11 protein-coding genes are annotated in these 15,370 nt (G+C 49.8%); all 11 read left to right on the forward strand.

Annotation, left to right across the window (positions count from 1 at the left end):
- Window positions 1-421: EF-Tu C-terminal domain-related protein (locus tag AC2A06_RS17130; RefSeq protein ID WP_484381082.1), on the forward strand; the 421-nt coding region annotated here is incomplete at its 5' end.
- A gap of 255 nt (window positions 422-676) precedes the next feature.
- Entirely contained in the window at window positions 677-1,060 is a 384-nt protein-coding gene (gene secE, locus AC2A06_RS17135; RefSeq protein WP_023490702.1) for a preprotein translocase subunit SecE, read from the forward strand.
- A 1-nt stretch (window position 1,061) separates the two neighbouring features.
- On the forward strand, window positions 1,062-1,607 hold the full coding sequence (gene nusG / locus AC2A06_RS17140; RefSeq protein ID WP_004929914.1) for a transcription termination/antitermination protein NusG: 546 nt from the start codon (window positions 1,062-1,064) through the stop codon (window positions 1,605-1,607).
- Window positions 1,608-1,767: 160 nt separating this feature from the next.
- Window positions 1,768-2,196, forward strand: coding sequence for a 50S ribosomal protein L11 (gene rplK / locus AC2A06_RS17145; RefSeq protein WP_023490703.1), 429 nt, complete (start codon window positions 1,768-1,770; stop codon window positions 2,194-2,196).
- A 3-nt stretch (window positions 2,197-2,199) separates the two neighbouring features.
- A complete protein-coding gene (rplA, locus tag AC2A06_RS17150) occupies window positions 2,200-2,904 on the forward strand; it encodes a 50S ribosomal protein L1 (RefSeq protein WP_484381083.1) in 705 nt (234 codons plus the stop codon).
- A gap of 322 nt (window positions 2,905-3,226) precedes the next feature.
- A complete protein-coding gene (rplJ, locus tag AC2A06_RS17155; protein ID WP_023490705.1) occupies window positions 3,227-3,724 on the forward strand; it encodes a 50S ribosomal protein L10 in 498 nt (165 codons plus the stop codon).
- Between the two features lie 63 nt (window positions 3,725-3,787).
- Complete coding sequence (rplL, locus tag AC2A06_RS17160; RefSeq protein ID WP_023490706.1) at window positions 3,788-4,153, forward strand: 50S ribosomal protein L7/L12; 366 nt, start codon at window positions 3,788-3,790, stop codon at window positions 4,151-4,153.
- Window positions 4,154-4,483: 330 nt separating this feature from the next.
- Window positions 4,484-8,512 carry a DNA-directed RNA polymerase subunit beta gene (gene rpoB / locus AC2A06_RS17165; protein WP_023490707.1) on the forward strand — a complete coding sequence of 1,343 codons (4,029 nt, stop codon included), beginning with the start codon at window positions 4,484-4,486 and terminating at the stop codon, window positions 8,510-8,512.
- 118 nt (window positions 8,513-8,630) lie between these two features.
- Complete coding sequence (gene rpoC / locus AC2A06_RS17170) at window positions 8,631-12,857, forward strand: DNA-directed RNA polymerase subunit beta' (protein ID WP_023490708.1); 4,227 nt, start codon at window positions 8,631-8,633, stop codon at window positions 12,855-12,857.
- A gap of 259 nt (window positions 12,858-13,116) precedes the next feature.
- Window positions 13,117-13,527, forward strand: a complete 411-nt coding sequence (gene hiuH, locus AC2A06_RS17175) for a hydroxyisourate hydrolase (RefSeq protein ID WP_484381084.1) — start codon at window positions 13,117-13,119, stop codon at window positions 13,525-13,527.
- 428 nt (window positions 13,528-13,955) lie between these two features.
- The gene (gene shiA / locus AC2A06_RS17180; protein ID WP_023490710.1) at window positions 13,956-15,311 is read left to right on the forward strand and encodes a shikimate transporter; all 1,356 of its coding nucleotides are present in this window, start codon (window positions 13,956-13,958) and stop codon (window positions 15,309-15,311) included.
- Window positions 15,312-15,370: the final 59 nt, after the last annotated feature.

Genomic DNA, 15,370 nt, shown 5'->3' on the forward strand with positions numbered 1-15,370 from the left:
CTGTACCGGTGTTGAAATGTTCCGCAAACTGCTGGACGAAGGTCGTGCTGGTGAGAACGTGGGTGTTCTGCTGCGTGGTATCAAGCGTGAAGATATCGAGCGTGGTCAGGTTCTGGCCAAGCCAGGCTCAATCAAGCCGCACACTCAGTTCGATTCAGAAGTGTATATCCTGAGCAAAGAAGAAGGTGGTCGTCATACCCCATTCTTTAAAGGTTACCGTCCACAGTTCTACTTCCGTACAACTGACGTAACCGGTACCATCGAACTGCCAGAAGGCGTAGAGATGGTGATGCCAGGTGACAACGTGAACATGAAAGTGACCTTGATCCACCCAATCGCGATGGATGACGGTTTGCGTTTTGCAATCCGTGAAGGTGGCCGTACCGTTGGTGCAGGTGTTGTTGCCAAAGTTATCGCTTAATTGCGGATAATATTTGACGCGACATAGCGAAAAGGGCATCATTTGATGCCCTTTTTGTACGCTTTAAACTAGAACCTATCTCATCAGCGATTTTGCAGTGGTAATCCTTGGTGAGATGGGCTCTTAAGCCGCATTGACTGAAATATGTCATGGCGTGAAACACCGGGGTGCTGTGAGTTGGCACCTGTTCGGTTTGGTTTGCCTCGTATAATGAGGCAAAGTTGTTTGATTGAATCATTAGTGACAGGTTGGTTTATGAGTGCGAATACCGAGGCACATGGCAGCGGGCGTGGCCTGGAAGTGACCAAGTGGTTGATCGTCGTCGTTCTATTGGTTGTGGCTATTGTCGGTAATAACTACTTCCGTGAGTACAGCCTGCCATTGCGCGCATTGGCAGTTGTGGTGATTATTGCCGTTGCTGGTGTAGTGGCGTTGATGACCAATAAGGGCAAAGCGACAGTTGCGTTTGCACGCGAAGCGCGTATTGAAGTACGTAAGGTGATCTGGCCAACTCGTCAGGAAACGCTACACACCACGTTGATCGTTGCTGCGGTAACAGCCGTTATGTCACTGATTTTGTGGGGCCTGGATGGTATTCTGGTCCGTCTGGTATCGTTTATTACTGGCCTGAGGTTCTAAAATGTCGGAAGCCCCAAAAAAACGTTGGTACGTCGTTCAGGCGTTTTCTGGCTTTGAAGGTCGCGTAGCTCAATCGCTACGTGAGCATATCAAATTGCATGATATGGAAGAGCTGTTTGGCGAAGTCATGGTGCCCACGGAAGAAGTGGTTGAGATCCGTGGTGGCCAACGTCGCAAGAGTGAGCGTAAGTTCTTCCCTGGTTATGTATTGGTTCAGATGGTGATGAATGACGCCAGTTGGCACTTGGTACGTAGTGTTCCTCGTGTGATGGGCTTCATCGGTGGGACTTCTGATCGTCCAGCACCGATCAGCGATAAAGAAGTGGATGCGATTATGAACCGCCTGCAGCAGGTTGGGGATAAACCACGTCCGAAAACGCTGTTTGAACCGGGTGAGCTGGTGCGTGTTAATGATGGTCCATTTGCTGACTTCAACGGGGTTGTTGAAGAAGTGGATTATGAGAAGAGCCGCCTGAAAGTGTCTGTTTCCATCTTTGGTCGAGCGACACCGGTGGAATTGGATTTCAGCCAGGTAGAGAAAGGCTGATCAATTAATCAGCACGGCAAGTGGGGTTGCTACTTGTCATAGGCGTGGAATTGCACTACAATTCCGCGCCTTTTGTTTTTAGATGTCTCGCTTTCAGAGCGGGGCGAAACACGGGGAGCCTCTTAGTAGGAGGCGATACTACCCATACGAGGAAATTTCAATGGCCAAGAAAGTACAAGCCTACGTTAAGCTGCAAGTTTCAGCTGGTATGGCTAACCCAAGTCCACCTGTTGGTCCAGCTCTGGGTCAGCAAGGTGTTAACATCATGGAATTCTGTAAAGCGTTCAATGCTAAAACTGACAGCATTGAAAAAGGCCTGCCGATTCCTGTTGTTATTACCGTTTATTCTGACCGCTCTTTCACCTTCGTTACCAAAACCCCGCCAGCGGCTGTTCTGCTGAAAAAAGCGGCTGGTATCAAGTCTGGTTCTGGCAAGCCGAACAAAGACAAAGTTGGTAAAGTGACGAGTGCGCAGGTTCGTGAAATCGCAGAAACCAAAGCTGCGGATATGACTGGTGCTGATGTTGAAGCGATGATTCGCTCCATCGAAGGTACTGCTCGTTCCATGGGCCTGGTAGTGGAGGGTTAAGAAATGGCTAAGCTGACCAAGCGCATGCGCGTGATCCGTGAGAAAGTTGATGCGACTAAACAGTACGACATCACCGAAGCTGTTGCCCTGCTGAAAGAGCTGGCTACCGCTAAATTTGTAGAAAGCGTTGACGTTGCTGTTAACCTCGGCATCGATGCTCGTAAATCAGACCAAAACGTTCGTGGTGCTACTGTGCTGCCACACGGTACTGGCCGTAGCGTTCGTGTCGCCGTATTTGCCCAAGGCCCTAATGCTGAAGCAGCAAAAGCTGCCGGTGCAGAGCTGGTAGGTATGGAAGATCTGGCTGATCAGATCAAGAAAGGCGAAATGAACTTCGACGTGGTTATTGCTTCTCCAGATGCAATGCGCGTTGTTGGCCAACTGGGTCAGGTTTTGGGGCCACGCGGTCTGATGCCAAACCCGAAAGTGGGTACTGTTACACCGAACGTTGCTGAAGCAGTGAAAAATGCTAAAGCAGGTCAGGTTCGTTATCGTAACGATAAAAACGGTATCATCCACACCACTATCGGCAAGGTTGATTTCGACGCAGACAAGCTGAAAGAAAACCTGGAATCTCTGCTGGTTGCGCTGAAGAGAGCAAAACCATCACAGGCGAAAGGTGTTTATATCAAGAAAGTTAGCCTCTCCACCACCATGGGTGCGGGTGTTGCTATCGATCAAAGCGGTTTGTCTGCTGCAGCAAACTAATCGCTTGCGATTATCGCTTTGACTTGGGGCAAGGATTAGTCTAGAATCCTCGCCCCAATGTTCTGCTTGATGTGGAACAACAGATTTTCGGTTGGAGCCTGGCCTATCCAGGCCTCCGTCCAAGACCGCAGGTGTATCGCAAGATACTTAATCCTTCCTGCGTAGACGGTGACAGAGCCTAAAGAAATTTTTCTTTTCATAAAGAATGGTCTTTTCTGGATTCTGCTCACCGTGTTAAGCCGCTCAATAGCCGATGTTTTTCGGATGTTGAGTGAAGTGAGTTCCGGGGATATTCCCCGGCTAATCCAGGAGCAAAAAGCTAATGGCATTAAATCTTCAAGACAAACAAGCGATTGTTGCTGAAGTCAGCGAAGTGGCCAAAGGCGCGCTGTCTGCGGTTGTTGCGGATTCCCGTGGCGTTACTGTAGATAAAATGACTGAACTGCGTAAAGCAGGTCGTGAAGCTGGCGTTTACATGCGTGTTGTTCGTAACACTCTGATGCGTCGCGTAGTTGAAGGCACTCCATTCGAATGCCTGAAAGACACGTTTGTCGGTCCTACCTTGATTGCATTCTCTCATGAGCACCCGGGCGCAGCTGCTCGTTTGTTCAAAGAGTTCGCGAAAGCGAATGCAAAGTTCGAGGTTAAAGCTGCGGCCTTTGAAGGTGAGCTGATCCCTGCGGCACAAATCGACCGCTTGGCAACGCTGCCTACTTACGATGAAGCAATCGCACGCCTGATGGCAACCATGAAAGAAGCCGCTGCCGGCAAACTGGTTCGCACTTTGGCTGCTCTGCGCGATCAGAAAGAAGCGGCTTAAGCCACTCTTTCTTAGCCTTTGCTAACGTATTTAAACTATTTCTGAATTTTAGGAACAATTGCTATGTCTATCACTAAAGACCAAATCCTGGAAGCCGTTGCTGCTATGTCTGTAATGGACGTTGTTGAACTGGTTTCTGCTATGGAAGAAAAATTCGGCGTTTCTGCTGCTGCCGCTGTAGCTGTTGCTGCTGGCCCAGCTGAAGCTGTTGAAGAAAAAACTGAGTTTGACGTTATCCTGAAAGCTGCAGGCGCTAACAAAGTTGCTGTTATCAAAGCAGTACGTAGCGCTACCGGCCTGGGTCTGAAAGAAGCTAAAGATCTGGTTGAATCTGCTCCAGCCGCTCTGAAAGAAGGCGTGAGCAAAGATGACGCTGAAGCTCTGAAAAAATCTCTGGAAGAAGCTGGCGCGGAAGTTGAAGTTAAATAAGCCAATTTTTCTAGTTGCAGCCTAGTCTTTTAGGCTGGTGGCTGGTGACTAAATAGTCACCAGCCTTTTTGCGCTGTAGGGCCCAGTAGCGTTTCTCACTGTTTGGCTGCTGGTTTTGCCTACCAATGTTTGTTTCTATTGATGACTTAATATACTGCGGCTTTGCTCACCCAGGAGTTCTGGGGGAAGACGCAATGAAATGGTTTAAGCGTGATAGCAACAGATTTTGGGGAAAGTATTTTCTACTTTCTGATCGAAAAACGGTGTTGCACGAACTGTCCTAATCGGACGGACAGAATGGTTCGACTTTCCAGCGAGCTGAGGAACCCTATGGTTTACTCCTATACCGAGAAAAAACGTATTCGTAAGGATTTTGGTAAGCGTCCACAAGTACTGGACATACCTTATCTCCTTTCTATCCAGCTTGACTCGTTCCAGAAGTTTATCGAGCAAGATCCAGAAGGGCAATACGGCTTAGAAGCCGCATTCCGTTCAGTTTTCCCTATCCAGAGCTACAGTGGCAATTCGGAGCTGCAATACGTTAGCTACCGTCTTGGCGAGCCGGTGTTCGACGTCAAAGAGTGCCAGATCCGTGGCGTGACGTATTCTGCACCGCTGCGTGTAAAACTGCGCCTGGTTGTCTACGAACGCGAAGCACCTGAAGGCACGGTCAAAGACATCAAGGAACAAGAAGTCTATATGGGCGAAATTCCGCTCATGACTGAAAATGGGACCTTTGTCATCAATGGTACTGAGCGCGTTATCGTCTCTCAGTTGCATCGTAGCCCAGGTGTGTTCTTTGACAGCGATAAGGGGAAAACCCACTCTTCGGGTAAAGTACTCTATAACGCACGTATTATTCCTTACCGTGGTTCATGGCTGGATTTCGAGTTTGACCCGAAAGACAACCTGTTTGTGCGTATTGACCGTCGCCGCAAATTGCCAGCGACCATTATTCTGCGTGCACTGAACTACACCACCGAGCAGATCCTCGACTTGTTCTTTGAAAAAGTCCTTTTCGAGATCCGCGACAACAAGCTGCAGATGGCGCTGGTTCCTGAGCGTCTGCGTGGTGAAACCGCCTCTTTCGATATTGAAGCCAACGGTAAAATCTACGTTGAGAAAGGCCGCCGTATCACTGCCCGCCATATCCGGCTGCTTGAAAAAGACGAGATTCAAAGTATTGAAGTGCCAGTAGAGTACATTGCTGGCAAAGTGGTTGCGAAAGATTATATCGATACCAATACGGGTGAGCTGATCTGTGCCGCCAATATGGAGATGTCCCTGGATCTGCTGGCTAAATTGAGCCAGTCTGGTCACAAACAAATCGAGACACTCTTCACCAATGACTTGGATCACGGCGCTTATATCTCTGAAACTGTACGTGTCGACCCCACCAGTGACCGTTTAAGTGCGTTGGTAGAAATCTACCGCATGATGCGTCCTGGTGAACCACCAACACGTGAAGCAGCAGAAACTCTGTTTGAGAACCTGTTCTTCTCTGAAGATCGTTATGATCTCTCTGCGGTTGGCCGGATGAAGTTCAACCGTTCTCTGTTGCGTGACGAGATCGAAGGTTCGGGTATCCTGAGCAAAGACGACATCATTGAAGTGATGAAGAAGCTCATTGATATCCGTAACGGTAAAGGCGAAGTGGACGATATCGACCACTTGGGCAACCGTCGTATCCGTTCCGTTGGCGAAATGGCCGAGAACCAGTTCCGTGTCGGTCTGGTGCGTGTTGAACGTGCGGTGAAAGAGCGTTTGTCACTGGGGGATCTGGATACTCTGATGCCTCAGGACATGATCAACGCCAAGCCAATCTCTGCGGCGGTGAAAGAGTTCTTTGGTTCCAGCCAGCTTTCTCAGTTTATGGACCAGAACAACCCGTTGTCTGAGATTACGCACAAGCGTCGTATCTCTGCATTGGGCCCAGGCGGTTTGACTCGTGAACGTGCCGGCTTTGAAGTCCGTGACGTACACCCGACTCACTATGGTCGTGTGTGTCCAATCGAAACGCCAGAAGGGCCAAACATCGGTTTGATCAACTCGTTGTCGGTGTATGCACAGACCAACGAATATGGTTTCCTGGAAACGCCATACCGCCGCGTGCGTGACGGCATCGTTACCGATGAAATCAATTACCTGTCTGCCATTGAAGAAGGCAACTTCGTTATCGCCCAGGCGAACTCCAACCTGGATGATGAAGGCCGCTTCGAAGAAGACTTGGTCACCTGTCGTAGCAAAGGCGAATCAAGCCTGTTTAGCCGTGACCAGGTTGACTACATGGACGTATCGACCCAGCAGGTGGTTTCTGTAGGTGCATCGTTGATTCCATTCCTGGAGCATGATGACGCCAACCGTGCCTTGATGGGTGCGAACATGCAACGTCAGGCGGTACCAACCCTGCGTGCAGACAAACCACTGGTGGGCACCGGGATGGAACGTGCTGTAGCGGTTGACTCCGGTGTTACTGCCGTAGCCAAGCGTGGTGGTGTCGTTCAGTACGTGGATGCTTCCCGTATCGTTATCAAAGTTAACGAAGACGAGATGTATCCAGGTGAAGCCGGTATTGATATTTATAACCTGACCAAATACACCCGTTCCAACCAGAACACCTGTATCAATCAGATGCCATGTGTGAATCTGGGAGAACCTATCGAACGTGGTGACGTGCTGGCAGATGGCCCGTCAACGGACTTGGGTGAGCTGGCATTAGGCCAGAACATGCGTGTTGCGTTCATGCCGTGGAATGGCTACAACTTCGAAGACTCCATTTTGGTCTCTGAGCGTGTAGTACAGGAAGATCGCTTTACCACTATCCACATCCAGGAACTGGCTTGTGTGTCTCGTGACACCAAACTGGGGCCAGAAGAGATCACTGCTGACATCCCTAACGTGGGTGAAGCGGCACTCTCCAAGCTGGATGAGTCAGGTATTGTCTATATCGGTGCGGAAGTGACCGGTGGTGATATTCTGGTTGGTAAGGTAACACCGAAAGGTGAGACCCAACTGACGCCAGAAGAGAAACTGCTGCGTGCCATCTTCGGTGAGAAAGCGTCTGACGTTAAAGACTCTTCTCTGCGTGTTCCTAACGGTGTTTCCGGTACGGTCATCGACGTGCAAGTCTTTACCCGCGATGGTGTGGAAAAAGACAAGCGTGCGTTGGAAATCGAAGAGATGCAGTTGAAGCAGGCGAAAAAAGACCTGACTGAAGAACTGCAGATCCTGGAAGCTGGCCTGTTCACACGTATCCACGCCGTTCTGGTTGCTGGCGGTATCGAAGCCGAGAAGCTGAGCAAACTGCCGCGTGATCGCTGGTTGGAGCTGGGCCTGACGGACGAAGATAAGCAAAACCAGCTGGAACAGTTGGCAGAGCAGTATGACGAACTGAAATCTGACTTTGAGAAGAAGCTGGATGCCAAGCGTCGTAAGATCACTCAGGGTGATGATTTGGCACCAGGCGTGCTGAAAATCGTTAAGGTTTATCTGGCCGTTAAGCGTCAGATTCAACCGGGTGATAAGATGGCGGGTCGCCACGGTAACAAGGGTGTTATCTCCAAGATCAATCCGATCGAGGATATGCCATACGATGAAAACGGCACGCCGGTTGACATCGTCCTTAACCCACTGGGCGTTCCATCACGTATGAACATTGGTCAGATCCTGGAAACTCACCTGGGTATGGCTGCCAAGGGCATTGGTGACAAGATCAACCAAATGCTCAAGCAGCAACAGGAAGTGGCCAAACTGCGTGAATTCATCCAGAAAGCTTATGATCTAGGCGATGATGTTTGCCAAAAAGTCGATCTGTCCACCTTCTCTGATGATGAAGTGATGCGTCTGGCAGAAAACCTGAAGAAAGGGTTGCCTATCGCTACTCCAGTCTTTGATGGTGCGAAAGAGACTGAAATCAAACAATTGCTGGAAATGGGCGGTATCCCGACCTCCGGTCAGATTACGCTGTTTGATGGCCGTACTGGTGAGCAGTTTGAGCGCCAGGTTACTGTTGGCTATATGTACATGCTGAAACTGAACCACTTGGTTGACGATAAAATGCACGCTCGTTCTACCGGTTCTTACAGCTTGGTTACTCAGCAACCTCTGGGTGGTAAGGCACAATTCGGTGGTCAGCGCTTCGGTGAGATGGAAGTGTGGGCACTGGAGGCTTATGGTGCCGCTTACACCTTGCAGGAAATGCTTACCGTTAAGTCTGATGACGTCAACGGGCGTACCAAGATGTACAAAAACATCGTGGATGGCGATCACCGTATGGAACCAGGCATGCCGGAATCGTTCAACGTACTGTTGAAAGAGATCCGCTCGCTCGGTATCAACATTGAATTGGAAGACGAGTAATCGTCACTCCAGCTCTGGCTCCAGACCTTAGGGAGCCAGAGGGTGGTTGTTCAGGTCACACGGGTGAGCGCTTTGTCAGCGCACACCCAACAGGTTTAACTCCGACAGGAGCCAATCCGTGAAAGACTTATTAAAGTTTCTGAAAGCACAAACCAAGTCCGAAGAGTTTGATGCAATCAAGATCGCTCTGGCATCGCCAGATATGATCCGTTCATGGTCGTTCGGTGAAGTTAAAAAGCCGGAAACCATTAACTACCGTACGTTCAAACCTGAGCGTGACGGCCTTTTCTGTGCCCGTATTTTTGGGCCGGTAAAAGATTATGAGTGCCTGTGCGGTAAGTACAAGCGCTTGAAACATCGTGGTGTGATCTGTGAGAAGTGCGGTGTTGAAGTGACCCAGACCAAAGTACGCCGTGAGCGTATGGGGCACATCGAACTGGCTTCCCCTACGGCGCATATCTGGTTCCTTAAATCGCTGCCATCGCGTATCGGTTTGTTGCTGGATATGCCACTGCGCGATATCGAACGTGTACTGTACTTCGAATCCTACGTGGTGGTTGAAGGCGGTATGACCAACCTCGAGCGTCGTCAGATCCTGACTGAAGAGCAGTATCTCGATGCACTGGAAGAGTTTGGTGATGAGTTCGACGCCAAGATGGGTGCTGAAGCTATTCAGGCATTGTTGAAAAACATGGATCTGGAAGCTGAATGTGAGCAACTGCGCGAAGAGTTGAATGAAACCAATTCAGAAACCAAGCGCAAGAAGCTGACCAAGCGTATCAAGCTGCTGGAAGCGTTCGTACAGTCTGGTAATAAACCAGAGTGGATGATCCTGACCGTGTTGCCAGTACTGCCACCGGATCTGCGTCCACTGGTTCCGTTGGATGGCGGTCGTTTCGCGACTTCAGATCTGAACGATCTGTATCGCCGGGTGATCAACCGTAACAACCGTCTGAAACGCCTGCTGGATCTGGCTGCGCCAGATATCATCGTGCGCAACGAAAAGCGTATGTTACAAGAAGCCGTCGATGCGTTGCTGGATAACGGCCGTCGTGGCCGTGCGATCACCGGTTCCAACAAGCGTCCGCTGAAATCTTTGGCCGATATGATCAAAGGTAAGCAGGGGCGTTTCCGTCAGAACCTGTTGGGTAAACGTGTTGACTACTCTGGTCGTTCTGTTATCACCGTAGGTCCATACCTGCGTCTGCATCAGTGCGGTCTGCCGAAGAAAATGGCACTGGAGCTGTTCAAACCGTTTATCTATGGCAAGTTGGAACTGCGTGGGTTGGCAACGACAATTAAAGCTGCCAAGAAAATGGTTGAGCGTGAAGAAGCTGTCGTTTGGGATATCCTGGACGAAGTTATCCGCGAACACCCGGTACTGCTTAACCGTGCTCCAACCCTGCACCGTTTGGGTATCCAGGCGTTTGAACCGATTCTGATCGAAGGTAAAGCCATCCAGTTGCACCCACTGGTTTGTGCGGCCTATAACGCCGACTTCGATGGTGACCAGATGGCTGTGCACGTACCGCTGACGCTGGAAGCTCAGTTGGAAGCGCGTGCATTGATGATGTCAACCAATAACATCCTGTCACCAGCGAACGGCGAGCCAATCATCGTTCCTTCTCAGGACGTGGTATTGGGTCTGTACTACATGACTCGTGACTGTGTTAACGCCAAAGGCGAAGGCATGGTTCTGACGGGTCCGAAAGAAGCGGAACGTGTTTATCGTGCCGGATTGGCCTCTCTGCATGCACGTGTCAAAGTGCGTATTACAGAAGAGATCAAACAGGTTGAAGGTGAAACAATTCAGCAGACTTCGATTATTGATACCACCATCGGTCGTGCCATCCTGTGGATGATCGTACCGAAAGGTCTGCCGTACTCGATCGTTAACCAGTCTTTGGGCAAAAAAGCGATCTCCAAGATGCTGAACACCTGTTACCGCATCCTGGGCTTGAAGCCGACGGTTATCTTCGCTGACCAGATCATGTATACCGGTTTTGCTTATGCTGCCCGTTCAGGCGCATCAGTCGGTATCGATGACATGGTGATCCCAGCGAAAAAAGCAGAGATCATTGAAGAAGCTGAAACCGAAGTTGCCGAGATCCAGGAGCAGTTCCAGTCTGGTTTGGTAACGGCAGGTGAGCGCTACAACAAAGTGATCGATATCTGGGCTGCAGCGAACGAACGTGTTGCTAAAGCGATGATGGAAAATCTGTCGGTTGAAGATGTGGTTAACCGTGATGGTGTGGTGGAACAACAGGTTTCCTTTAACAGCATCTTTATGATGGCGGACTCCGGTGCTCGTGGTTCTGCTGCTCAGATCCGTCAGTTGGCGGGTATGCGTGGCTTGATGGCGAAACCCGATGGCTCAATCATCGAAACGCCAATCACGGCGAACTTCCGTGAAGGTTTGAACGTACTACAGTACTTCATCTCAACACACGGTGCTCGTAAAGGTTTGGCGGATACCGCACTGAAAACAGCAAACTCCGGTTATCTGACGCGTCGTCTGGTTGACGTAGCGCAAGATCTGGTGGTGACTGAAGATGACTGTGGTACCCATAACGGCATCATGATGACACCGGTTATCGAAGGTGGTGATGTTAAAGAACCACTGCGTGAGCGTGTACTGGGTCGTGTGACGGCAGAAGAAGTATTGAAGCCGGGTACGGCGGATATTCTGGTACCACGTAACACCCTGTTGAATGAAAAATGGTGTGATCTGTTAGAAGAGAACTCCGTTGACAGCGTTAAGGTCCGTTCTGTAGTAAGTTGCGAAACTGACTTTGGCGTGTGTGCTAACTGCTATGGTCGTGACCTGGCACGTGGCCACATTATCAACAAAGGTGAAGCGATTGGTGTTATCGCGGCTCAGTCTATCGGTGAGCCGGGTACACAGCTGACGATGCGTACCTTCCACATCGGTGGTGCGGCATCGCGTGCGGCAGCAGAATCCAGCATCCAGGTGAAGAATAAAGGTAGCCTGAAGCTGAGTAATGTGAAGTTCGTTATGAATGCAGTCGGTAAACTGGTGATTACTTCACGTAACACCGAGTTGAAGCTGATCGACGAATTTGGCCGTACCAAAGAAAGTTATAAAGTGCCTTACGGTGCAGTGATGGGTAAAGGTGACGGTGCTGAGGTTAGCGGTGGCGAAACTGTCGCAAACTGGGATCCGCACACCATGCCAGTTATCACTGAAGTGAGTGGTTTCATCCGCTTCGCCGATATGGTTGATGGCCAGACCATTACTCGTCAGACCGACGAACTGACTGGCTTGTCTTCACTGGTGGTACTGGATAGTGCAGAGCGTACCGGTAGTGGTAAAGATTTGCGTCCAGCACTGAAAATCGTTGATGCTAAAGGTGACGACGTGTTGATCCCTGGTACTGATATGCCAGCTCAATACTTCCTGCCAGGTAAAGCGATTGTACAGTTGGAAGACGGCATTCAGATCGGTGCGGGTGATACCTTGGCGCGTATTCCACAAGAATCTGGCGGTACCAAGGATATTACCGGTGGTCTGCCACGCGTAGCTGATCTGTTTGAAGCTCGTCGTCCGAAAGAACCGGCAATTCTTGCTGAAATCAGCGGGATTATCTCGTTCGGTAAAGAGACCAAAGGCAAACGCCGTCTGGTTATCTCACCATTGGATGGCAGTGACGCTTACGAAGAGATGATTCCGAAATGGCGTCAGCTCAACGTATTTGAAGGCGAAATCGTGGAACGTGGTGACGTTGTTTCTGACGGCCCTGAGTCTCCACACGATATTCTGCGTCTGCGTGGTGTGCATGCGGTTACCCGCTACATTACTAACGAAGTGCAGGAAGTTTATCGTCTGCAAGGCGTTAAGATTAACGATAAGCACATTGAAGTTATCGTTCGTCAGATGCTGCGTAAAGGTACCATCGTTAGTGCCGGCGGCACTGAGTTCCTGGAAGGCGAACAGGCTGAAGTATCACGTATCAAGATTGCCAACCGTCAGTTAGAAGCTGATGGTAAGATCTCGGCGACCTTCTCACGTGATCTGCTGGGTATTACCAAGGCTTCCTTGGCGACCGAGTCCTTCATCTCTGCTGCATCATTCCAGGAAACGACGCGTGTTCTGACTGAAGCGGCGGTTGCCGGTAAACGTGATGAACTGCGCGGTCTGAAAGAGAACGTGATTGTGGGCCGTCTGATCCCAGCCGGTACCGGTTACGCTTATCACCAGGATCGTATGCGCCGTAAAGCACAAGGTGAGGTACCTGTTGTTGCGCAGGTTAGCGCGGAAGAAGCAACAGCAAACCTGGCTGAGTTACTGAATGCAGGCAGCCTGAGTGGTAGTGACGAGGAATAAGTTACATTCTTTGTTAACACAGTTGTTTGAATAGTGACTGATTAAAGCCCTGGCTACCCTAGCCAGGGCTTTTTGTTGTAACCTTCATAATCCATCCTTCGTACTTCACGTCGTTTGGGGGTTGGCTGCGTCCGTGACTAACAGCGAACCTTTAGCGCTTTATCCTGATAGCAAAGATATTATTGTCATATTTCTGAACGTTTTTTTGACAAGTCATTAGTGTAAAAAAGAAGCCGTAATCAACTCTGGAGAATTTAAGATGAAAAAATATTTGCCTGCACTGACTCTGGCAGTCATGCTTGCTGCTCCCGCAACTGTAATGGCCGCCGGGAAGAATTTGTTAAGTGCCCACATATTGAATCAACAAACTGGTAAGCCCGCTCAGGGTGTTGAAGTCACTCTTGAACAAAAGCAAGGTGATGGTTGGAAGATGTTGAATACCGCTACTACCGATGCAGATGGTCGAATTAAAGCTCTCTACCCAGACCAAACCCCGGTGGTGGGTGATTACCGAGTGGTGTTCAAAACGGCAAAATATTTCGCTGACCAAAAACAGGAAAGTTTTTTCCCTCAGATCCCAGTAGAGTTCCATATTTCCTCCACTGAGGAGCATTATCACATTCCTCTATTGCTCAGCCAATACGGTTATTCAACCTATCGGGGTAGCTGATTGGTGCCCGCACCGCCCTCGGTGTAAGGTGCGGCGATATTGACTACGTTCAGCTACTGGATGTGCGAGGGCATTTCAACAGAAACTTATGATTTTGCCCTCGCGCATCTATACCCAAAATAATTCGAATTAGTTGTCAAAACTTAGTGTGTTTTGAACGCTGTTTACGGTGGCCCCTTTAAGGCCAGCTTCATTAATGAGCTGAGTAACCGTACGCAACTAACCCCAAGCAACTCGAAGTATGAGGAATATAGTTGCCGGTTTTGGAAGTGCGGACGTCGGATACGGATGGGCAGGTAAGCGCCTGCTAGTTTTTTTGCAGAATTAATTGAGAGTAAACGTTATTTTTTTACTATTGGAACTTTTCGATGAAATGCCTCCTAAACCCCTGTAAAGTTAAAATAACGGGATAAAATAACGGAATAGTAATGGACACTTCAACTTCACTCGGTAATGGCAACCTTGCCAGCACTCCCAAGAACTCGCAGACCCCATCAACAACCCCTCCTCAACGCCGGGCACGCCGTGCCGCCTGGGGGAGTTTTGTTGGTGCTGTTGTCGACTGGTACGACTTTCTACTGTACGGAATAGTTGCTGCTCTGGTCTTTAATACGGAGTTTTTCCCTCAGGTGAGCCCGACAATGGGAACGTTGGCGGCGTTTGGTACCTTTGGCGTTGGTTTCTTGTTTCGTCCTTTGGGAGGCATGGTGTTTGGCCACTTTGGTGACAAGCTGGGGCGCAAACGGATGCTGATGATTACCGTTTGGATGATGGGATGTTCCACCGCTTTGATTGGGTTGTTACCTTCTTTTGACTCGATTGGCTGGTGGGCACCAACACTGCTGGTGCTATTACGTGCCATTCAAGGATTTGCCGTTGGCGGCGAATGGGGGGGCGCAGCCTTGCTGGCAGTAGAGAGTGCACCGAAAGGGAAAAAGGCTTTTTACAGCAGTGGGGTACAGATTGGTTTTGGTGTCGGGCTACTGTTGGCAACCGGGTCGGTTTCATTGGTGAGCCACGTGACCTCAAATGAGCAGTTTATCAGTTGGGGTTGGCGTTTGCCTTTTATTTTCAGTCTGTTACTGGTGGCCGTTGCTTGGTGGATCCGTAATGGCATGGATGAATCGCAGGAGTTTGAGGCAAACAAAGCGTTACAGGAAAGAGCCGACAAAATCCGTAAATTCCCGATTTTCGAGGCATTGCGTCAGAATCCTAAGGCATTTTTGCTGATCATCGCCATGAGATTTGGTGAATTACTGACCATGTATATCGTGACTGCCTTCGCCATCAATTACTCGACAGCTCACCTTGGTCTTTCACGTGATATCTTTCTGAATATTGGCTTGCTGGTGGGGGCAATCAGTTGTATCTCAATTCCTTGTTTTGCTTATTTGGCGGACCGTTTTGGTCGTCGCCGGATCTATGTCACCGGCGCATTAATCGGTGTTCTCTGTGGGATACCGTTTTTTATGGCCCTTGAGAGCCGTAATACCCTATGGATTGTCTTCTTCGCCATCATGCTGGCCAATGTCGCCCACGATATGTTGGTCAGCGTGCAACAGCCGATATTTACCGAACTGTTTGGCACCGCCTATCGTTATAGCGGAGCGGGGGTAGGTTATCAGGTCGCTAGTGTGGTTGGTGGCGGCTTTACCCCTTTTATCGCCGTATTATTGGTGGAGGTGATGGGGGGGAGTTGGTATCTGGTGGCCGCTTATCTGGTTATGGGATGTCTACTCTCCGCTATTGTTGGGGCGAGAATAAAGCCGCAGACCATGGGTTGATGGTTTTTCATCACAATAAGAAAACCGGAGCGAGCGAGGGATCTGCGCACGCTCCGGTG

The sequence above is a fragment of the Serratia sp. HNCC26DJ244 genome (assembly GCF_057180565.1).

Bases quoted from the DNA above. Each gene is read 5' to 3' on its own strand.
- secE (WP_023490702.1), top strand. From the start codon at position 677: ATGAGTGCGAATACCGAGGCACATGGCAGCGGGCGTGGCCTGGAAGTG.
- nusG (WP_004929914.1), top strand. From the start codon at position 1,062: ATGTCGGAAGCCCCAAAAAAACGTTGGTACGTCGTTCAGGCGTTTTCT.
- rplK (WP_023490703.1), top strand. From the start codon at position 1,768: ATGGCCAAGAAAGTACAAGCCTACGTTAAGCTGCAAGTTTCAGCTGGT.
- rplA (WP_484381083.1), top strand. From the start codon at position 2,200: ATGGCTAAGCTGACCAAGCGCATGCGCGTGATCCGTGAGAAAGTTGAT.
- rplJ (WP_023490705.1), top strand. From the start codon at position 3,227: ATGGCATTAAATCTTCAAGACAAACAAGCGATTGTTGCTGAAGTCAGC.
- rplL (WP_023490706.1), top strand. From the start codon at position 3,788: ATGTCTATCACTAAAGACCAAATCCTGGAAGCCGTTGCTGCTATGTCT.
- rpoB (WP_023490707.1), top strand. From the start codon at position 4,484: ATGGTTTACTCCTATACCGAGAAAAAACGTATTCGTAAGGATTTTGGT.
- hiuH (WP_484381084.1), top strand. From the start codon at position 13,117: ATGAAAAAATATTTGCCTGCACTGACTCTGGCAGTCATGCTTGCTGCT.
- shiA (WP_023490710.1), top strand. From the start codon at position 13,956: ATGGACACTTCAACTTCACTCGGTAATGGCAACCTTGCCAGCACTCCC.